Annotated in this window: 18 protein-coding genes; 10 read left to right on the top strand and 8 right to left on the bottom strand. The window is 67.3% G+C overall.

What is annotated here, in order from left to right; translation table 11 throughout:
• Positions 1-15 precede the first annotated feature (15 nt).
• Both ACL58G_RS30450 and ACL58G_RS30445 read right to left on the bottom strand, forming a co-directional pair.
• Entirely contained in the window at positions 16-1,020 is a 1,005-nt protein-coding gene (locus ACL58G_RS30450; RefSeq protein ID WP_440964209.1) for a BMP family lipoprotein, read from the bottom strand.
• 146 nt (positions 1,021-1,166) lie between these two features.
• Complete coding sequence (locus ACL58G_RS30445) at positions 1,167-2,105, bottom strand: alpha/beta hydrolase (protein ID WP_440964207.1); 939 nt, start codon at positions 2,103-2,105, stop codon at positions 1,167-1,169.
• Positions 2,106-2,312: 207 nt separating this feature from the next.
• Here ACL58G_RS30445 and ACL58G_RS30440 point away from each other — a divergent pair, with 207 nt between their 5' ends.
• Entirely contained in the window at positions 2,313-3,185 is an 873-nt protein-coding gene (locus tag ACL58G_RS30440; protein WP_440964205.1) for a hypothetical protein, read from the top strand.
• 57 nt (positions 3,186-3,242) lie between these two features.
• The gene (locus tag ACL58G_RS30435; protein ID WP_440964203.1) at positions 3,243-6,638 is read left to right on the top strand and encodes an arabinofuranosidase catalytic domain-containing protein; all 3,396 of its coding nucleotides are present in this window, start codon (positions 3,243-3,245) and stop codon (positions 6,636-6,638) included.
• Here ACL58G_RS30435 and ACL58G_RS30430 read toward each other — a convergent pair.
• Complete coding sequence (locus tag ACL58G_RS30430; protein WP_440964201.1) at positions 6,635-7,177, bottom strand: DUF2231 domain-containing protein; 543 nt, start codon at positions 7,175-7,177, stop codon at positions 6,635-6,637. The two genes, ACL58G_RS30435 and ACL58G_RS30430, sit on opposite strands and share 4 nt — an antisense overlap.
• Positions 7,178-7,289: 112 nt before the next feature.
• Positions 7,290-7,592 (bottom strand): PAAR domain-containing protein, encoded by a 303-nt coding sequence (locus ACL58G_RS30425; protein WP_440964199.1) that lies wholly within the window; start codon positions 7,590-7,592, stop codon positions 7,290-7,292.
• A gap of 117 nt (positions 7,593-7,709) precedes the next feature.
• On the opposite strand from ACL58G_RS30425, the gene ACL58G_RS30420 reads away from it, so the two are divergent.
• Positions 7,710-8,012: a YciI-like protein gene (locus tag ACL58G_RS30420; RefSeq protein WP_440964197.1), complete on the top strand. Its 303-nt coding sequence runs from the start codon at positions 7,710-7,712 to the stop codon at positions 8,010-8,012.
• Here ACL58G_RS30420 and ACL58G_RS30415 read toward each other — a convergent pair whose 3' ends face one another.
• Entirely contained in the window at positions 8,013-9,176 is a 1,164-nt protein-coding gene (locus ACL58G_RS30415) for a hypothetical protein (RefSeq protein WP_440964195.1), read from the bottom strand.
• A 205-nt stretch (positions 9,177-9,381) separates the two neighbouring features.
• Between ACL58G_RS30415 and ACL58G_RS30410 the strand changes: the two genes are divergently transcribed.
• Genes ACL58G_RS30410 through pcp form a run of 3 tightly spaced genes read left to right on the top strand, consistent with a single transcriptional unit; the run spans position 9,382 to position 11,715 of the window.
• Entirely contained in the window at positions 9,382-10,080 is a 699-nt protein-coding gene (locus tag ACL58G_RS30410) for a DUF969 domain-containing protein (RefSeq protein WP_440964193.1), read from the top strand.
• On the top strand, positions 10,080-11,036 hold the full coding sequence (locus tag ACL58G_RS30405; protein ID WP_440964191.1) for a DUF979 domain-containing protein: 957 nt from the start codon (positions 10,080-10,082) through the stop codon (positions 11,034-11,036). The genes ACL58G_RS30410 and ACL58G_RS30405 overlap by 1 nt, the downstream gene beginning before the upstream one ends.
• Before the next feature lie 7 nt (positions 11,037-11,043).
• Positions 11,044-11,715 carry a pyroglutamyl-peptidase I gene (pcp, locus tag ACL58G_RS30400; protein WP_440964189.1) on the top strand — a complete coding sequence of 224 codons (672 nt, stop codon included), beginning with the start codon at positions 11,044-11,046 and terminating at the stop codon, positions 11,713-11,715.
• A gap of 90 nt (positions 11,716-11,805) precedes the next feature.
• Here pcp and ACL58G_RS30395 read toward each other — a convergent pair whose 3' ends face one another.
• From ACL58G_RS30395 to ACL58G_RS30385, 3 genes are read right to left on the bottom strand one after another with little or no spacing between them, the layout of a single operon-like run.
• Positions 11,806-12,708, bottom strand: a complete 903-nt coding sequence (locus ACL58G_RS30395; RefSeq protein WP_440964187.1) for a LysR family transcriptional regulator — start codon at positions 12,706-12,708, stop codon at positions 11,806-11,808.
• 7 nt (positions 12,709-12,715) lie between these two features.
• On the bottom strand, positions 12,716-13,636 hold the full coding sequence (locus ACL58G_RS30390; protein ID WP_440964185.1) for a pseudouridine-5'-phosphate glycosidase: 921 nt from the start codon (positions 13,634-13,636) through the stop codon (positions 12,716-12,718).
• A 2-nt stretch (positions 13,637-13,638) separates the two neighbouring features.
• Positions 13,639-14,763, bottom strand: coding sequence for a carbohydrate kinase (locus ACL58G_RS30385; protein WP_440964183.1), 1,125 nt, complete (start codon positions 14,761-14,763; stop codon positions 13,639-13,641).
• Between the two features lie 212 nt (positions 14,764-14,975).
• Between ACL58G_RS30385 and xapA the strand changes: the two genes are divergently transcribed.
• The 4 genes from xapA to ACL58G_RS30365 all read left to right on the top strand — a co-directional run bounded on the left by xapA (position 14,976) and on the right by ACL58G_RS30365 (position 20,492).
• Positions 14,976-15,818 (top strand): xanthosine phosphorylase, encoded by an 843-nt coding sequence (xapA, locus tag ACL58G_RS30380; protein WP_440964181.1) that lies wholly within the window; start codon positions 14,976-14,978, stop codon positions 15,816-15,818.
• Between the two features lie 110 nt (positions 15,819-15,928).
• Entirely contained in the window at positions 15,929-17,122 is a 1,194-nt protein-coding gene (locus tag ACL58G_RS30375) for a phosphopentomutase (RefSeq protein WP_440964179.1), read from the top strand.
• Positions 17,119-18,075 carry a deoxyribose-phosphate aldolase gene (gene deoC, locus ACL58G_RS30370; RefSeq protein WP_413386973.1) on the top strand — a complete coding sequence of 319 codons (957 nt, stop codon included), beginning with the start codon at positions 17,119-17,121 and terminating at the stop codon, positions 18,073-18,075. The genes ACL58G_RS30375 and deoC overlap by 4 nt, the downstream gene beginning before the upstream one ends.
• A 26-nt stretch (positions 18,076-18,101) precedes the next feature.
• The gene (locus tag ACL58G_RS30365) at positions 18,102-20,492 is read left to right on the top strand and encodes an aldehyde dehydrogenase family protein (RefSeq protein WP_440964177.1); all 2,391 of its coding nucleotides are present in this window, start codon (positions 18,102-18,104) and stop codon (positions 20,490-20,492) included.
• Positions 20,493-20,518 lie beyond the last annotated feature (26 nt).

Raw genomic sequence — 20,518 nt, 5'->3', positions numbered from 1 at the left:
GTGTTCGATGCCGTGTTACTGCACTGGGCACGAATTGGCCGCGCGATAGTCGACCACCTTGATCTTGCCGGCGATGATGTCGGCCCGGGCCGCCGTCACGCGCTTTTCCATCTCGGGGGTGACGACCATGCGGTTGTCCTTGTCGAGCACCCAGTCGACGCCGCCTTCCTTCAGGCCTTCGTACGTGATGCCCGACGTGAACTGGCCGTTCCTCGCCTTCATGAACGCTTCGTACGCGGCGTTGTCGACGCGCTTGACCATCGACGTCAGCATCGTGCCCGGGTACAGGTAGTTCTGGTTGGAGTCCACGCCGATCGCCAGCTTGCCCTTTTCCTTGGCCATCTGCAGCGCGCCCATGCCGGAGCCGCCCGCGACGGCGAAGACGACGTCGGAGCCGCGGTCGAATTGCGCGCGTGCCAGCTCGCCGCCCTTGGCCGGGTCGTTCCAGGCCGCGGCCGTCGTGCCGACCATGTTCTGCAGGACCTGCACCTTCGGATTGATGGCCCGCGCGCCCTGCACGTAGCCGCAGGCGAACGCGCGGATCAGCGGGATGTCCATGCCGCCGACGAAGCTGATCGTCTTCGTCTTCGACGCCATCGCCGCGGCGACGCCGACGAGGTACGAGCCTTCTTCTTCCTTGAACAGCACGGAGTTGACGTTCTTGCCCTGGGCATTGCCGTCGATGATCACGAAGTGCACGTTCGGGTATTCGGCCGCGATCTTTTGCACGGGCTGCGTCTGCGAGAAGCCGATCGAGACGATCAGTTGCAGCTTCTTGCGGGCGAGCGCGCGCAGGACCTGCTCGGCCTGGGTGTCGTAGTTGGCCTGGGCTTCAAACACCTTGACGCCGGTTTCCTTCGTGAACCGCGCGACGCCTTCGGCGGCGGACTGGTTGAAGGATTTGTCGAACTTGCCGCCGGCATCGTAGACGATCGCCAGCTTCGCGCCCGCCATGTCGGCACTGGCGCTGGCGCTGATGCACAGCGCCGCGATCATCGTACAAAGTTGCTTGAATTTCATTGATTTAGGCTCCTGAATCCCATATTTTACCGGCGCAACGGCTGTGCAGGGAGGGGGATTCTCGGAACTATGCATCAGCCAGTTTATTCGTGGCAAATACGATTTTACTTTGCTATTTATTTTGTTGACATATAAATAGCGCCGTTTCAGTCGGCGAGCGGGAGTGCGGGCGGAACGGCGATGGCGGCGACGGCCGCGGTGGTCGTAGCCGGGATGACGATCTCCGGTGCCGGCGCCGGAATGGGCGCGGCCGGTGTCGGCGCGGGGGAGGGAATCTCGATCGGCCTGGCGAACTGCGACGTGAGGAAGCGCGCGATGCGCGTCTGCGTGTCTTCCAGGTACGGGATATTCAGGTGGTCCGAGTCGGGCACGGTCTCGTCCCCGATCAGCTGGGCCAGCTTGGCGACGAGCTGGTCGGTGTGCGAGTGCGGCACGATGTCGTCGCTGGCGGCGCGCAGCACGAACGTGGGCGCCTTCAGCGTGGGTGCGTACTTGATCGACTCGAAGCGGTGGCGCAGCATGTACTCGATCGGCATCACGCGGAACTTGCGCTTCGCGAGGGCGAGGATCGAATCGTAAGGCGTGATCAGCACGACGGAGTGCACGGGCCGCTCCTTCGCGACCTGCACGGCCACGCCGGACCCGAGGCTGCGGCCGACGACGGCGATGCGTTTCGGATCCACGTGGTGGTGCGCGGCCATCCAGTCGAACAGCATGCAGGCGTCGTCGATCATGTGCGCTTCGGCCGGGTCGCCGTGGGAATCGCCGTAGCCGCGGTAGTTCACGGCCAGCACAGCCATCCCGGGGAACAGCTTGCCGGCATCGCGCACGACCCAGGACACTTCCTCGGACCGGCCGCCGAAATAAATGACGGCGGGACGCAAGCCGGGCATCTTCGGCGTCATCAGCCAGCCGGACAGCCGCGTGCCGTCCTTGGCGCGCAGCACGACGGGGCGGGTGCGGTGGCCGCTGCTGCGTGGATGCGCCACTTCGCGTTCGACGGTGGGATTGAACACGAGACGGCGCTGGTTCGCCGCGACCGCGGCCGTGAGGCCCAGCCACAACATGCTGGCAAAGCCAGCCATACCTGCCGCCAATTTTTTATGTGTGCTCATGTATACAGTCTACCTGTGGCTACGGATGAAGTCTGTGCGGTGCCCATCAAATACACCTTCATTATGGTGCGAACTCACGAAGAGTAGCTTTGCCGCAACATCCTGTTACAGCGCGGGCGTTGTCGCCGCCTCACAGGGTTTGTTAGGCTGTCCATGAAGACAGGATGTGGAGGCGGGATGAGGTGGAAAGCGGTCGTGCCGGCATGTGCCGGGCTGGGCCTGTTGGCGGTGCTGGTGGTGCCGGCGTGGCGGTCGGCGCCGCCGGTCGTCACGCCGGCTGCTTTGCCCGTGCCGCCAGCGTCGACGACCGGCGCGACGGCCGGGCCGGCCTGGTTGTCCGACCTCGGTGCGCCGCCGGCCCCGCTGCCGGTGCCCGCCGAACCGCTGGCGCAGCGCATCGAGCGGCTGGTCGCCAGCGGCGATCCGCGCGATGCGTACCGCGCGTGGTGGCTGTTGCACGCCTGCGTCGTGTTCGGGCGCACCGGTCACTTGCCCGAGCGTGACGGCACCGAACCGGATGCCATCGCCGATCCCGCGCATGCCTGCGCGACCGTCAACGAAAGAATGAAGATGGCGCGCATCGACCATCTCGAACGCGCCGCGCGCGCGGGCGTGGACGGCGCGCTGGCGGAACTGGTCGAAGAAGGCCCGTTCGGCGACCCGACCGCCCTCACGACGCGCCCCGGCGATCCACTCGTGAAGGAGTGGAAGGAGAGGATCAACGGGATGCTGAACGAGCAGGCGGAGCAGGGCTATTGGGCCAGCCTGTACCAACTCTTTACCGGTTTCTGGTTCGGCCACCCGGCCATCGCCGCGGACCGCCAGAGCGCGCTGGCCTACGGCATGGCGCTGCGCGACATCATGGTCAAGCTGGACGGCGTGCCCGAGCCGCAGGCCATCCCGTTCAACGGTCCGTTCCTGGACGAGATCGGTACCGGCCTCACGCCGGACCAGAAGGCGCGTGCGCAGGCGCATGCCGACGCGATCGTTGCCCGCGCCGCGGACCAGCGGGACATTGCAAATCGGATATCGATCAAGCAAAAAAAGTAATTGGTCCAGGTCATGTGATCGACTCTACGATGGGAGGTTCTTGGAGAGATCGATAACATGAAAATTCTAAAACTGTTCTTCAGCCTGGCGCTGCTGTTGAGTGGACTGCCGGCCTGGGCATCCACCCAGGCTCCCCGGCCGGAAGGCCCCTGCGACATCTATGCGAAGGCGGGCGCGCCCTGCGTGGCCGCGCACAGCACCACGCGCGCGCTCTATGCCGCGTACGACGGCCCGCTGTACCAGGTCATGCGCCAGTCGGACGGCAAAACGCGCGACATCGGCGTCGTGCGAGGCGCCGGCTATGCGAACGCGGCGGCGCAGGACGCGTTTTGCGCCGACACCTATTGCTGGATCACGATCCTGTACGACCAGTCGGGCAAGCGCAATCACCTGGTGCAGGCGCCGCGCGGCACGTGGACCGGGCCCGCGCTGGGCGGCATGGACAATCTGCCGCTCGCGGACCTGGCGCCGGTCACCATCATGGGGCACAAGGTCTATGGCGTGTACATCGCGCCGGGCATGGGCCTGCGCCTGAACGATACGCACGGCGTGCCCGTCGACGATCAGGCGGGTGGGCAATATGCCGTCATCAATGGCTATCACTACAACGGTGCCTGCTGCTTCGACTATGGCAACGGCGAGATCGACAGCATCGACGACGACAACGGCACCATGGAAGCGATCTATTTCGGCAACGCGAAAGGGTGGTATCGCGGCAGCGGGACCGGGCCCTGGGTGATGGCCGACCATGAAAACAATCTCGTCGGTTGCGTCAACGACGACAAATCGAAGCTGTGCGCCAACCTGCCCACCCTCGGTTCGCGCTTCATCACGGCCGTCACGAAAGGCAAGCCCGGACATTGGGCGACGCTGGGCGGCGATGCCCAGCGGGGACAACTGGCCGTCATGTACGAAGGCCGCCGGATCGATGCGTCCTACGACCCCATGCGCAAGCAGGGCGCCGTCCTTCTCGGCAATGGCGGCGACAACAGTACCGCGTCGCAAGGCACGTTCTACGAAGGCGCGATGACGGCGCCGCGGACGTATCCGTCCAACGAGACGGACCAGTTGGTCGCGCAGAACGTGGCGGCCGCCCGTTACGAGGTCGCAGCCGTCAGTGTCGGGGCCGCAGCGGCGTCCGACGTCCCGGGCAGCCTGCACACGTTCGCGCCGCTGGCGTCCAAAGACCTGGCGGTCACGTTCACGAATACGACGGGCCAACCCGTCCAGGGCGTCGCCTTGTCGCTGGCGGTGCCGAAGGGCTGGCATGTCGACGCGGCCGCGAAAACCATCGCCGACGCGGTCGCGCCCGGCCAAAGCGCGCATGCCGTTTTCAAGGTGACATCCGGTGCCGCGCCGTTCAATGGCGACCTGAAAGGCGTGGCCACGTGGGCAGGCCGCACCGAATCGGCCGTGGCGAAGGTGCGCAATGTGGCGCCGGTAAAAATCAACGAATTCCGCCTGAGCGACGGCGCGCGCACCAACGCGACCAATGCTTTCATCGAGTTGTACAACGCCGGCGAGAAAGAAGTCGATATCTCGAACTGGACGTTCGCGCAACACGCGACGCGCGAGCCCCTGTTTTCCAAGGTGAAAATGCCTGCCGGGACCCGGCTGGCGCCGCACGGCTTCTATGTACTGGGCTTGTCCAATTCGGGCCTCGTGCTGCCCGCCCAGCCGGGCGATGCGACCATCCACGTGCGGAACGTCGATGGCATCAAGCCGGGCGACACTATCGTGGTCGGCGACGAAACCCGCAAGGTCGTCCGCGTCGGCACGGCGGCCGGCCAGGCGACGCCGCTGTGGCAGCCGCTGCCCGACGGTCCCATCATCACCATTCCCGCCGGTTCGACGAGCGTCCCCGTGACCAGCACCGAAGGTTTTGCCGTAGGCGATACGCTTGCCCTTGGTTACGGCATGTCGTATCCCGTCGACGGGCGCGCGACCGAGCATTACGAAAAGGTCACCATCACGGGCGTCGGCACGGCGGGCAGCCAGGCGTGGCTCGGTCTCGACGCGGCGGCAGGGGCCACCAATATCCAGGTGACGTCGACCGATGGCATCGCCGCCGGCGACAAGATCCGGCTCGACATCGACAGCGCCGATCATGGCATCGACGTCGTCACCGTCAAGCACGTGGGCACGGCCGCGCGGCGCACGAGCCTGGCCCGCGACGCCGCTGCCGGCGCCACGACGATCGTCGTGCATGGCGCGATCGGCTTCCCCACACCGAAGCCCGTCGATTACACGCCCGGCAAGGCCGTGATCGGTGCGCCCGGCAAGCTCCAGACCGTCGATATCGTGCGCGTCGAGGGCACGCCGGGCGGCGACCTCACGCTGACCATTTCCCCTGCACTCGCAAAGGATCACGTGGCCAACGAGCCGTTCGTGGAACCGGGCACGGACCTCGACCTGGCGGCGCCATTGAAGCACGACCATGCCGCCAACCTGCCGTTCAGCGTGCGCGGCACGGGCATCCGTTTTACTCCCGCCACCCGCCATGCGCACTCGAGCAACGAGCCGGTGCGCCCGGCGGGCAGCGGGATCGTGCTCGACCGCGCCCTGGCGCGTGCGCATGACACGGATGCCGTCGTGCGCGTGGACACCGTGACCAGCGCGGGATTCCAGGGCACACCGAACCAGTGGTTCGGCGGCCCGGTGTTGTCCCGGGAGGCGGGCAGCATGGTGCTGCGCGATGCGGCGGGGTACGTCGTCGACAGCCTGAACTACGGGGATCTCGTCGACCCGTGGGCATCCGGTGGATTCCGCGGCGCCGCCGGCAAGGCCGCCACCTGTCACGCGGAAGCGCCGGGTATCCGCGCCGCGCAAACGGGGGAGCGCTCCCTCCCGGGCATCCCGTTCAGCGGCGTCCTCGCGAAAGTGGATGCGACCCAGGGCAGCACGGGACGCTATCCCGACGGCCAGGACAGCGACAACGACTGCGTGGATTTTGTAACGCCCGTCTCGGTCCGGACAGGCGCGACGACGGCGGGATCGACGAGCGTCAAGGTGGACACGGTCGCGCATGTTGCACCCGGCCAGGCCGTCGTCATCGATGCGGGCGACCATGCCGAAACCCTGACGGTCGCGACGGTCGGTTCGCCCGGGCTCACCCGCGCAGCGGCGCCCGCAGACAAGGGCTCCACGGTCGTCCGGGTCGACGATGCGCGCCAGTTTGCGGCCGGCCAGGCCGTTGTCATCGGCAGCGGGGCGGAGGAAGAGCAGGGTGTCGTCGCCGCAGTGGAGACGGGGTGGAGATCAGGCAAGCTGACGCTCCAGGCGCCGTTGACGCGCGCCCATGACGCGGGCGCCAGCGTGTCGGGTACCGGCGTCGTCTTCACCCGTCCGCTCGCCAACGCCCATCCGGCAGGCACGGTGATGACGGCGGCGGACGAGCTGGCGACGCCGGGCGCCGCCAACAAGCCTGTCCGCCGTCGAGCTGCCCAGCTCTAGTGCAGCATGGGGCCGGACGAGGGCGCGTAACGTTCTACGTCGTGCAGCGCCTGCACGACGCGCTCGTCGCCCGGCAGCATCTTCGCCTCGGGCGCATGCGCCACGGGACTGACGCCTTTGACGCGCATCCCATGTTCGTAGACCATGCGGCCGCCGAACCAGCCGGACACGACCACGCCGATGGCGGCGATCGCCGACAGTGCCAGCGACCCGCCCGTGTGCTTGTAGCCGTTGCGCCGCAGCGCCAAGTTGGCCGCCGTCACCGCAAGCGCGCCGCCGTTCAGCATCGCGTGGACGTTGGCCGTCTGCTTGACCTCGGTCTCGTTCTCGATCTCCAGGTAATCCATGGCCCCGGCGACCCCGGCCGCGAGACCGCCGATGAGGCCGCCGGTCAGGCTGTAGAAGGCGGCGTTCGCATAGTCGTCGTTGTCCGTCGCGCGGTGCATGGCGTCGAGGATGAAACCGAACGGAATCAGGGCGGCCGGCGCCACGATCAGCATCGGGTGCAGCGGATGGCCGGCAATCGTCGATTTTGGCATGCTTCCTCCGGAAAAGATGGTGCCGGCACCAGGACAGGCGAGCCGGCGGGAGAAGCAAAGTGTGGCATAAGGCCGGGTATCGGCTACGCACGGTACCGTGGGGCACGGTCGGTCATGGCATCGCGCCATCGTCGATGAACTGCGCCTTGATCGTCTGGTTCGCAACCAGCCTGGGCGGCCTCGGGCAGTTGCAGATGCACAGATCGTTCTCCAGCGCGACCTGCTTGCCGTTGTAGCGCTCCGGAATGCGCGGCCCGACGCAGCGGATGACGCCCGTGCTGCCGCAGGTCCGGCAAGCGATCGTATCGCCCTCCAGCGCAACGCGGCCGCCGTTAATCGAGACCCGCGCGCTCGCGGAGGTCACGGTGCCGTCGGCCGTGGTGGGCGCACCCAGTGTGATGTGATGTCGTTTCATCTCCCAATGCTGTCATGCGCTGCCGCGGTCGACGTTGTGCAAACCGCCTTGACACGACGCCGCCGCGCCGAAGCGATTACCATGTCCGGCACCAACGCGTTTTTACGGAGACATACTGTGCACTTTCTGCTGATCTACGACCTGGCCCCGGACTACCTTGAACGCCGTGGCGAATTCCGCAACGAACACCTGAAGCTGGCATGGGAAGCCCAGCATCGCGGCGAGATCGTCATCGCCGGTGCGCTGGCCGATCCGGCCGACAAGGCCGTGCTGCTGTTCAGCGGCGAATCGTCGGACGCCGCCGAGCGCTTCGCCCATGCCGATCCGTATGTCGTGAATGGACTCGTCACGCAGTGGCACGTGCGGCCGTGGATCACGGTCGTTGGCGAGCAGGCCAGCAACCCCGTCCGTCCAGCGTAACTACTTCGCCGGCAACAGCTTCACGACGAGGTTGTGCGTCGTGAGCGCGATCGAGCGGTCGGGCGCCAGCGCCACGCCGATCGGCCGGTCCAGGCTGCCGGGCAGGGCGCCGAGGGTGATGCCCGCGTGGCCCGGCACGCCGGCCACGGTGCTCGTCACGTTGTCGAGGTTGATGCGGCGGATCGTCGAGTTGCCCGTGTCGGCGATGTATAGATCGTTGCCGTCGACGGCGATGCCGCCCGGCGCGCACAGGCGCGAGACGCCCGGGCTGCCGTCCACCGCATCGCAGCGGCCCGGCTGGCCGGCCAGCGTCGACACGATGCCCTTGTCGTTCACCATGCGGATCGTCGAATTGCCCGTGTCGACGACGTAGACATTGTTCCAGTTGTCCACGCCCACGTCCTGCGGTTCGCAGAATTGCGCCTGCCCGCCGTTGCCGTCGCGGCTGCCGCACACGCCCGGGGTGCCGGCGACCGTCGTGACGTTGCCGCCCGCGTCGATGCGGCGCAGCATGTGGTTGCCGGTATCGGCCACCCACAGATTGCCCAGGCGGTCCAGCGCGATGCCACGCGGCTTGCAGAAGCGCGCCGCCGTGCCTTTGCCGTCCGCGCTGCCGCAGGTGCCGTCGCCGGCGATGGTCGTCGTCGTGCCGTCCGGCGCCACGCGGCGGATGACGGCATTGCCGCTGTCCGTCACGTACACATTGCCGTTGCTGTCCGCGACGAGCCGGCTCGGGTCGTTGAAGCGGGCCGCCGCGCCGGCGCCGTCCGCATAGCCGACGGCGCCGCGCGTGCCCGCCAGCGTCGTCACCACACCGTCGGGAGATATCTTGCGCACGGTGGCGCTGGCGCTTTCCGCCACGTACAGATTGCCCGCCGCGTCCGCCGCGATGCCCTGCGGACCGTTGAAGCGCGCAGCGCCGCCCGTGCCATCCTGCGAGCCGGCGCATTGCCCGCAGACGTCGCCCGCGATCGGGAACAGGCCCGTGGCGCCCTGCGGCCGGTCGGGCCAGCTGGGCCAGTCGGGATGGTCGGGCCATGGATGGTCGGGCTCGTGGAACCAGCCGATCCCGATGCCGATGCCCACGTCGCCGCCGCAACTGGACAAGCCCAGCAGCAGGAAACCAGACACAACCCAGCGTAGCGCGCGTTCGAAGACAGTCATGGCCGAACCCCCGATGGATACGGCATCGAGCTTAGCGCGCATCGCCTGGTAAGCCATGCGTGCGCGCAAAGCGTGCCGCCCGCTTGTGTGCAGGTCGGCGGCGCGTCGTGGCGAAGCGACGGCATCACCGGATGCACAAGACACGAACGGCGCAGGGCTGGCTCTAGGTTAAGATTCCGCACGCAACCACAACCGCTGGAGGATCATGCAATCTGCCGTCAACCTGTGGCCGCTGCTCGGCATCGCGGCCGTGGCCGCCGGATTCGTGTTGCGGGCCAATCCGGTGCTCGTCGTGATCGTGGCCTGCGGCGTGACCGGCTGGGCCGCGCACCTGCCGCTGCTGCACCTGCTGGAGTCGCTCGGCACGGCGTTCATCAAGACGCGCAACCTGCCGCTGATCCTGTTGCTGCCGCTGGCCGCGATCGGCCTGCTGGAACGCTTCGGCCTGAAGGAGCACGCGCAGGCCAGCATCGCGCGCATCCGCTCGGCCACGACGGGCCGTCTGCTGACCGTGTACCTGCTGGCGCGCGAGGTGGCGGCCGCGTTCGGCCTCACGAGCCTGGGCGGCCATCCGAACATGGTGCGTCCGCTCGTCGCGCCGATGGCCGAGGCGGCGGCCGAGGCGCGCCACGGGCACCTGCCCGAACCGCTGCGCCAGCGCATCCGGGCGATGAGCGCGGCCACGGACAACGTCGGCCTGTTCTTCGGCGAGGACGTGTTCGTCGCGTTCGGCGCCATCGTGCTGATGCAGACGATCCTGAAAGCCGAGGGCCTGGAGGTCGATCCCATCCACATGGCCTTGTGGGGCATCCCGACGGCGGTGACGGCGTTCGTGATCCACGCGTGGAACCTGCGCCGGCTCGACGCCCGCATCCGCCGCGAGACCGCAAGCGAGGTTGCGTAATGTTCGTTGCGCTCGATTTTTTCTACCTGCTCGTCGGCCTCCTGTTCGCGGCATGCGCGCTCATGACGCTGCGCGACAAGACGAATCCGCGCCGCTTCACGACGGCACTGTTCTGGGGCCTGTACGCGCTCGTCTACCTGCTGGGCGAACGCCTGGCCCCCAGCGTGGCGGGCGTGCTGATGATCTCGATGGCGCTCGTCGCCGGGTTCGGTTTCGTGCGACCGGGGAAGGCGGACGTCCTGCCGGAAGCGGAACGACAATCCACCGCGGCGCGCCTGGGCAACCGCCTGCTCGTGCCGGCGCTGGCGATTCCCGTCGTGACGATGCTCGGTTCCGTCGTGCTGAAGGACGTCCACGTCGGCATGCGCTACCTGCTGGACCCGAAGAACCTGACCCTGGTGAGCATGGGCTGCGGCAGCATCGCCGCGCTGGCGCTCGCGTGCTGGCTCACGCGCGCGACACCGCTGCAGGGCGTGCGCGAGGCACGGCGCCTGATCGATGCGATGAGCTGGGCCGTCGTGCTGCCGCACATGCTGGCGGTGCTCGGGCTGCTGTTTTCCGAGGCGGGCGTGGGCAAGGCCGTGGCCCACGTCGCGACGAGCTATATCCCGCTCGATTCGCGCCTGCTCGCCTGCGCCGCGTTCTGCGTGGGCATGGCATTATTTACCGTCGTGATGGGCAACGGCTTTGCCGCGTTCCCCGTCATCGCGGGCGGCATCGGGATTCCCGTGCTGGTCGGGGCGTATCATGCGAACCCGGCCGTGATGGCCGCGATCGGCATGTTCAGCGCGTATTGCGGCACCCTGATGACGCCGATGGCGGCGAATTTCAACATCGTGCCGGCGGCACTGCTCGAACTGCCCGACAAGAATGCCGTGATCAAGGCCCAGCTGCCGACCGCGTTGCCGCTGCTGGGCGCGAATATCGTCCTGTTGTACTTCCTGATGTATCGATGAGCCGACCATGACTGCACCCACCACCCAAGTACCCACCAGGACCGTCCTGCTGACCGGATTCGAACCGTTCAACGGCGCCGCCATCAACCCGTCGTGGGAAGCCGTGCGCGCGCTGGACGGCTGGTCCGGGCCGGGTTTCGCGGTCGTCGCGCGCCAGTTGCCGTGCGTGTTCGGCACCGCCCTCGACGTCCTGCGCGAATCCATCGCGGGCGTCAAGCCCGACATCGTGATCGCCGTCGGCCAGGCCGGCGGGCGTTCCGAGATTTCGCTGGAGCGCGTGGCCATCAACGTCGACGATGCGTCGATCCGCGACAACGCGGGCAACCAGCCCGTCGACACGCCCATCGCGGCCGACGGCCCGGCAGCGTATTTCACCACCTTGCCCGTCAAGGCCATCGTGAAGGCGCTGCGCCTGCGCGGCTTTCCTTCCGGCGTGTCGCAGACGGCCGGCACGTTCGTGTGCAACCACGTGTTCTACGGCCTGATGCACCACGCGGTCGGGCAACCCGTGAAGGCGGGCTTCATCCACGTGCCGTTCCTGCCCGAGCAGGCGGCCGATCGCCCCGAGCGGCCGCCGTCGATGGCATTGCGCGACATCGTCGACGCGCTTCGCATTGCGGTGGAGGTGGCGGTGGTGACGGAGACCGATACGGCGGAGGCCGGCGGAGCTACCCATTGAATCGTGCGTTGGGTGGGCACCCCGTGCCCACGCGCGACGTTCGCATATCGCCGGCGTTGCGCGCGGGCGGAGGGCCGCCCACCCAACGGGTTATTCTCCGGCCGGATGCAGGATCTTGAGGAATGCCCGCACCACCGGCGCATCGTCCTGCGTCGGATACGTGATGTATAGATTGGCCGACGGCGGATTGGTACGCACCGGCAGGAAGCGCACGCCCGGCCAGCCGATGCGGCTCGTCGTCGCCGGCATCAGCGCCACGCCGAGTCCCGCGCCGACCATCGCGAGCAGGGTCTGCGGCTCCGCGGCTTCCTGGAAGATCGTCGGCTGGAAGCCCGCGTTGACGCAGCACTGGATCAGGTAACGCGGCTCGGCCGACTGGTCCAGGTGCAGGGTCAGCATCGGCTCGTCGGCGATGGCTCTCAGCTCGATCGCCTCCTGCTGCGCAAGCGGATGCTGGGCGTTGATCGCGACGCATACGTCTTCGCGGAAAGCCAGTTCCTGGCGCAGGCCGGCGTTCCTCAGCATGTCCTCGTCGATCTTCGGCTCGCGCCAGAAACCCACGTCGATCTGCTTGCCGCGCAGCGCGTCCCACTGGTCGTTCGGACCGAGTTCGTGGATCGTCCACGTCACGCGCGGGAACTGGCTCTGGAACTGTTCCAGCAGGCTGGGGATCGGGCCCCACATCGCCGAGCCGACGATGCCCACGCGCAGGCGGCCCACTTCGCCGCGGTCGATCTGGCGGATCGTGTCGATGGTCATGCGCATGCGGCCCAGCAGGTCGGCCGCTTCGTGCATCAGCGCCTTGCCGGCGACGGTCAGCTCGAAGCTGCGCGTCGTGCGCGCGAACAGGCGCACCCCCAGTTCGCTCTCCAGCTTCATGATCTGCTGCGACAGCGGCGGCTGCGAGATGTGCAGGCGCTCGGCGGCGCGGCTGAAGCTTTTTTCTTCGGCCACCGCCAGGAAGTATTTCAGTTGCTTCAGGTCGATCGACATGATGGTCTCAAACGTGGGCGGCCGCGTGCAGCGCCACCGCGAGGCGGGCGCCGACGAGGGCATTGTGCTTCACGAGCGCGATGTTCGTGGCGAGACTCCTGCCGCCCGTCAGGTCCTTGATGCGGGCCAGCAGGAACGGCGTCACGGCCTTGCCTTTCACGCCTTGCGTGTCGGCCTCCCGAAGGGCCTGCGCGATGATCCCGTCGATCTCGTCGTTCTTCATCGCCGATTCCGTTGGGACCGGATTGCTGACGACGACGCCGCCCGTCAGGCCCAGCTGCCACTTGGTGCGGATGAAGCGGGCCTGCTGTTCCGGCGTGTCGAGCTGGAAGTCGGCATGGAAGCCCGATTCGCGCGTGAAGAACGCGGGGAAGCCGGGCTGGCCGACGCTCACCACCGGCACGCCGTGCGTCTCCAGGTATTCCAGCGTGAGGCCGATGTCGAGGATCGACTTCACCCCCGCGCACACGACGGCGACGTTCGTGCGCGCCAGTTCCTGCAGGTCGGCGGAGATGTCGAAGCTCGTCTCCGCGCCGCGGTGCACGCCGCCGATGCCGCCCGTGACGAAGACTTCGATGCCGGCCAGCGCCGCGCAGATCATCGTCGCGGCGACCGTCGTCGCGCCCAACTTCTTCTCGGCCAGCACGTACGCGAGGTCGCGCCGGCTCACTTTCAGCGCATCCTGCGCGTTGCCCAGTTGTTCGAGCTGGTCGTCGGCCAGGCCCACGCAGATGCGGCCGTCGATGAGGGCGATGGTGGCCGGTACCGCGCCGGCGTCGCGGATCACCTGCTCGACCTCGCGTGCCGTCTGCACGTTCTGCGGGTACGGCATGCCGTGCGAGATGATCGTCGACTCGAGCGCGACGACGGGTTTGCCCGCCGCGCGCGCGGCTTGCACTTCGGGGGAAAACTGGAGGAAGGCTTGCATGTTCAGTCCTGTGAAAGCGGAAGGAATTCGGTGGCGAGGCTGTCCGGCCCCAGGCCGGGATGGACGGTCTCGGGCACGCCCAGGGTGAGGGCCGACAAATGCAGGCCGCGGCGGCACGCCAGTACGAGGTCGTCGGCGCCGTTGTCACCCCTGTCCTGCACGAGCGACCAGCAAATGGCGGCGGCGAACGCATCGCCGGCGCCCGTCACGTCGACGACGTCGACCGGCGGCGCGGCCAGGTCGACGATGCCGTCGCCCGCGGTGACGAGGACGCCGCGCGCGCCGCGCGTGACGATCAGGTCTTGCGCACCCTGGGCCTGCACTGCGCGGATGGCCGCCGCGAGTGCGGCGTCGTCGACCAGGGGACGCCCGACCCGCGCCGCCAGTTCGCCGGCGTTGAGGATCAGCAGGCGCACGCCGGACAGGTCGTCGGGCAGGCGCGCCATCTTCGGTTCGGATACCGCGACAAGGACGAGCGGCGTCGCGTTGCGGCGCGCCTGGTGGGCGAGGGCGGCGACGGTGTCGCGCGGCAGGTTCAGGTCCGCGACGACGAGCGCGGCGCCCGCGAGCTGCGCCTGGCGCGCGTCGACGAACGCCGGCTCCATGCGGTCATACAGCGCCATGTCGGCCAGCGCGACGACCATCTCGCCATCGCGGTCCAGCACGGCCGTGTACGTGCCGCTGCAGCAGCCGTCCAGGCGCAGCGCGCCGCGCACGTCGATGCCGATGCTGTCCGCGTGGTCGAGCAGGGCGGCGCCGGAGGAATCCGCGCCGATCGCGGTCAGCAGCGCGACCGTCGTGCCCAGCCGGGCGAGATTCTCGGCGATGTTGCGCGCCACGCCGCCGAACGATTCGCTCTGGCTGGCCGGGTTCGACGTGCGCAGGGCGATCGGCGCCGTCGAGCGCAGCTTGCGGTCGAGGTTCGCCGCGCCCACGCACACGACGGGACGGCGGTCCGGCAGCACGTAGGCGCGCCCGAGCAGCTTGCGCTCGCGGATCAAACCCGCGATATAGCCGGCGACCGCGGAGCGCGACAGTCCGAGCTGGTTGGCGAGCTCCTGCTGCGAAATGAAAGGATTCGCGCGGATGGCCTCGTAGAGATGTTGTTTCTTCGACGGTTCTGTCACGATGACGGTTGGATTAAACTTTTGTTTTTCATCTTAAACATATGTTTGCCCAAGGTCAACGCGGGCATATGCATGATCGGAGTCTAGCGCGAATTTATTCCCGCAAGATATAAATCTGCCAGAAAAATGGTATTTGCCAACACAATCGGGGTTCATGCATAGTTGGCATATTTGGTGCATCCCTCTGCCCGATTCTCGACCGGACCGCGACAATGACTACTCACTCCTTCAGCAACACTCCTTTCGAAGCCGCCGACGTCATCCGCGCCCGCAAGCCGGGCTTCACGCCGCGCGTGGCCCTGATCCTCGGTTCCGGCCTCGGCGTGCTGGCCGAGCAGATGGAGGATGCGGTATCGATCAGCTACGCCGACCTGCCGGGCTTCCCGATCAGCACCGTGCACGGCCACGCGGGGGAACTGGTCCTGGGTATGCTCGCCGGTGTGCCGGTCGTGTGCATGAAGGGCCGCGGCCACTTCTATGAAGGTTACGGCCCGGCCGTGATGACGTCGGCCGTGCGCACCTTCAAACTGATCGGCTGCGAGCTGCTGTTCGTGACGAACGCCGCCGGCTCGCTGCGTCCGGAAGTGGATGCGGGCAGCGTCGTCGTGCTGACGGACCACATCAACCTGCTGCCGGGCAGCCCGATGGCCGGCCCGAACGACGACCGCTTCGGCCCGCGCTTCTTCAGCATGGCCAATGCGTACGATGCCGACATGCGCGACCTGATCAAGGCCACGGCGGCCGAGAAGAACATTACCGTGAACGAAGGCGTGTACCTCGCCTGCCCGGGCCCGAACTTCGAGACGGCCGCCGAGATCCGCGCGTTCAAGGCGCTGGGTGCGGACGTCGTCGGCATGTCGGTCGTGCCGGAAGTGATCTCGGCCCGTCATTGCGGCCTGAAGGTCGCGGGCATGTCCGCCATCACGAACCTGGCCGAAGGCCTGACCCCGTTCCCGCTGTCGCACGAGCAGACCCTGAAGTATGCTGCGATTGCGGCCAAGGATATGGTTACGCTGATCCACGGGTTTATTGAACGACTGGGTAAAACCGCTTAATTGATGCGTCGTCCCCGCGAAGGCGGGGACCCAAGTTCTGCGTGCGTTTCGATAACGCGTACAAAATTGGGCCCCTGCCTTCGCAGGGGCGACGGGAACAGGGATAACTTATGTCACGCGCATTCATCCTCCTGCTGGACTCTTTCGGCCTGGGCGCCTTGCCCGACGCCGACAAATACGGCGACGCGGGCGCCAACACCCTCGGCCATATCGCGAAGTGGGCCGCGGATGCGGGCAAGCCGATGTCGCTGCCCACGCTGGAAACCATCGGCCTCGGCGCCGCCGCGCACAAGGCGAGCGGCGAGTGGCCCGCGGGCTTCCAGAAACGCGATGGTTTCACCGGCGCCTGGGGCGTCGCGCGCGAACGCTCGACCGGCAAGGACACGCAGAGCGGCCACTGGGAAATCGCCGGCGTGCCCGTGCTGTTCGACTGGGGCTACTTCCCGAAGACCGTGCCCACGTTCCCGCAAGCGTTGACGGACAAGCTGGCCGGGATCACGAACGTGCCGGGCTGGCTGGGCAACTGCCACGCGTCCGGCACGACCATCATCACGGAACTGGGCGACGAACACGTCGCCACCGGCAAACCGATCATCTACACGTCGGCCGACTCCGTGATGCAGATCGCCGCGCACGAAGAGCACTTCGGCCTCGAGCGCCTGTACCAGGTGTGCGAAGCCGCGTATGAACTGGTCAAGCCGTACAACATCGGCCGCGTGATCGCGCGTCCTTTCACCGGCAGCAACGGCAACTACAAGCGCACGAGCAACCGCCACGACTACGCCGTGCCGCCCGTCGCGCCGACCTTGCTGGACCACGTGAAGGATGCCGGCGGGGAGGTCATCGCGCTCGGCAAGATCAGCGATATCTTCGCCGGCCAGGGCGTCACGCAACTCATCAAGGGCGCCGACAACATGGCGCTGTTCGACCGCCTGCTGGACGTGGCGGACACCGCGCCGGGCAAGTCGCTCACGTTCGTGAACTTCGTCGACTTCGACATGCACTTCGGCCACCGCCGCGATGTCGCCGGCTACGCCAACGCGCTGCACGAACTGGATGCCCGCCTGCCGGACTTCATCGCGAAGCTGAAAGAGGGCGACCTCGTCGTCATCACGGCGGACCACGGCTGCGATCCGACGTGGCCCGGTTCCGACCACACGCGCGAACACATCCCGATGCTGTTCTTCGGCCCGGCCGCGCCGGCGCGCGAGCTGCCCGTGTCCGACACGTTCGCCGACATCGGCGCCACCCTGGCGCACCACCTCGGCGTCAAACCCCTTGCCAACGGAACCGCTTTGCTATGAGCCCCAACCTGGAATTTCAACGTAACACGGCAATCGACCTCGACCTGGGCTGGATCAACCACCTGAAGGTCAACCGCAACGCCGCCGACCGCCGCGCCGCCAGCCTCGCGAATCGCCGCACGGTCAAGAAGGAATACCAGGCCGCGTGGCTGATCCGCGCCATCGAGTGCATCGACCTGACGACCTTGTCCGGCGACGACACCCCGGGCCGCGTCGAGCGCCTGTGCCGCAAGGCGATGCGTCCGCTGCGCGCGGACCTGATGCAGGCACTGGGCCTTGACTCCCTGACGACGGGCGCCGTGTGCGTCTACCACGAGATGATCCAGCCGGCCGCGCAGGTGCTGCAGGGCCGCCTCCCGATCGCGGCCGTGTCGACCGCGTTCCCGGCCGGCCTGTCGAGCCTCGAAACGAAAATCCGCGAGATCGAGCTGTCCGTGGCCGCGGGCGCCACCGAGATCGACATCGTGATCACGCGCCAGCACGTCCTGACGGGCAACTGGCAGGCGCTGTACGACGAGATGGTCGCGTACCGCCAGGCGTGCGGCGACGCGCACGTGAAGGCGATCCTCGCGACGGGCGATCTCGTCACTCTGGAAAACGTAGCAAAAGCATCGTGGGTCTGCATGATGGCAGGCGCCGATTTCATCAAGACATCGACCGGCAAGGAAGGTGTGAACGCGACCATTCCCGTGTCGCTGGTGATGGTACGAGCGATCCGCGAGTACTATGAACGCACCGGCTACAAGGTCGGCTACAAGCCGGCCGGGGGTGTGTCCTCCGCCAAGGCCGCATTGCAATACCTGACCGTGATGAAGGAAGAGCTGGGCAACGAATGGCTGCAACCGCATCTGTTCCGCATCGGTGCCTCCAGCCTCCTGACCGACATCGAGCGCCAGCTCGAGCACTACGTCACCGGCAGCTATTCCGCGGCACACCGTCACGCGCAACCTTGACTCAGTTGATCACCCACGGACCTGTCATGCCCACTATTAAAGAAATTCTGCAAACTATGGATTACGGCCCGGCCCCCGAGAGCACCAAGGAAGCGCAAGCGTGGCTGGAAGCCCATGGCCGCCGTTTCGGCCTGTTCGTCGACGGTGCCTGGACCGATGGCGCCGACACCTTCGGCTCGTTCAATCCGGCCGACGGCAGCGAGCTGGCGCAGGTGACGCAGGCCACGCAGGCCGACGTCGACCGCGCCGTGGACGCCGCGCGCCGCGCGCAGCCGGGCTGGGTCGCCCTCGGTGGCCACGGCCGCGCGAAAGTCCTGTATTCGCTGGCGCGCCTGCTGCAGAAGCATTCCCGCCTGTTCGCCGTGCTCGAAACGCTGGACAACGGCAAGACGATCCGCGAAACGCGCGACGCCGACCTGCCGCTGGCCGCCCGTCATTTCTATCACCACGCCGGCTGGGCCCAGCTGCAGTCGGAAGAATTCGCGGACTACCGCGCCGTCGGCGTCGTCGGCCAGATCGTGCCGTGGAATTTCCCGCTGCTGATGCTGGCCTGGAAGGTCGCGCCCGCGCTGGCCGCGGGTAACACCATCGTGTTCAAGCCGGCCGAGTACACGTCGCTGACCGCCTTGCTGTTCGCCGAGATCTGCCAGCAGGCGGGCGTGCCGGCGGGCGTCGTCAACATCGTCACGGGCGATGGCCGCGTGGGCGAGGCGATCGTCAATCACCCGGGTATCGACAAGCTCGCGTTCACCGGCTCGACGGAAGTGGGCCGCATCATCCGCAAGGCCACGGCCGGTACCGGTAAAAAACTGTCGCTGGAACTGGGCGGCAAGTCGCCGTTCATCGTGTTCGACGACGCCGACCTGGATGCCGCCGTCGAAGGCCTCGTCGACTCGATCTGGTTCAACCAGGGCCAGGTCTGCTGCGCCGGTTCGCGCCTGCTCGTGCAGGAAAGCGTCTACCCGCGCTTCATCGAGAAGGTCAAGGCGCGCATGCAGAACCTGCGCGTCGGCTCGCCGCTCGACAAATCGAACGACATCGGCGCGCTCGTCGATCCGGTGCAGCAGCAGCGCATCCACGGTCTCGTGGAAGCGGCGCGCGCCGAAGGTTGCGAGATCTGGCAGCCGGCCGGTGAAACGCCGGTCGCCGGCTCGTGGTACCTGCCCACGTTGATCACGGGCGCGTCGACGTCGGCCTCCGTGGCGCAGGCGGAAATCTTCGGCCCCGTGCTCGTCGCCTCGAGCTTCCGCACGCCGGGCGAAGCCGTGCAACTCGCGAACAACACCGTGTACGGCCTCGCGGCCTGCGTGTGGAGCGAATCGATCAGCCTCGCGCTGGACGTCGCCCCGCAGATCAAGGCGGGCGTCGTGTGGATCAACACGGCGAACCAGTTCGACGCCGCATGCGGTTTCGGCGGCTACAAGGAATCGGGCTTCGGCCGCGAGGGCGGCAAAGAAGGCATGGTCGAGTACCTGGTGCCGCTGGCGGAAGATGCGCGTCCGGCCGCACCTGTCGTCGCAGCTCAGTTGGAGCACAAAGGCAAAGTGAAGCTGGCGGGCGGCGACAGCCCGTTTGCCGTCGACCGCACCGCGAAGCTGTACATCGGCGGCAAGCAGGCGCGCCCGGACGGCGCGTACAGTCGCGCGATCCATGGCGCCGGCGGCGAGTTCCTGGCCGACGTGGGCGAGGGCAACCGCAAGGACATCCGCAACGCCGTCGAGGCGGCGCACAAGGCGTCCGGCTGGGCGAAAGCGACCGCGCACAACCGCGCGCAGGTGCTGTACTACATCGCGGAAAACCTGGCGATCCGCGCCGACGAATTCGCCGCGCGCATCGTTGCGCAGACGGGCGCCAAGGATGCGGCACGCGAAGTGCAGGCATCGATCGAGCGCCTGTTCTACTGGGCCGCATGGGCCGACAAATACGACGGCCTGGCGCACCAGCCGCCGATGCACGGCATCACCGTCGCGCTGAACGAACCGGTGGGCGTGATCGGCATCGTGTGTCCGAACGAGAACCCGCTGCTGGGCTTCGTCTCGCTCGTCGCGCCGGCGCTGGCGCTGGGCAACCGCGTCGTGGCGGTGCCGTCGGAAGCGCATCCGCTGTCCGCGCTGGACCTGTACCAGGTGCTCGACACGTCCGACCTCCCGGGCGGCGCGCTGAACATCGTCACGGGCAGCCACGACGAACTGGCACGCACGCTGGCATCGCACTTCGACGTGGATGCCGTGTGGCGCCACGACGGGTCGGCGGAAGGCTGTGCGGAAGTCGAGAAGCTGTCGGCGGAATCGCTGAAGCGCACGTGGACCGGCGGCGCGAAAGGGCGCGACTGGTTCGATGCGAAGCAGGCGGGCGGGCGTACCGTCTTGCAGCACGCAAGCCAGGTGAAAAATGTGTGGATTCCATACGGCGTCTGATTTTCTGATGGGCGGCTTGAATACGC

It is taken from the genome of Massilia sp. GER05, assembly GCF_052056005.1.
Classification (GTDB): Bacteria; Pseudomonadota; Gammaproteobacteria; order Burkholderiales; family Burkholderiaceae_D; genus Telluria; species Telluria orientalis.
Note: the sequence above shows the minus strand (reverse complement) of the source record. Positions and strands in the feature narration are given on the sequence as shown.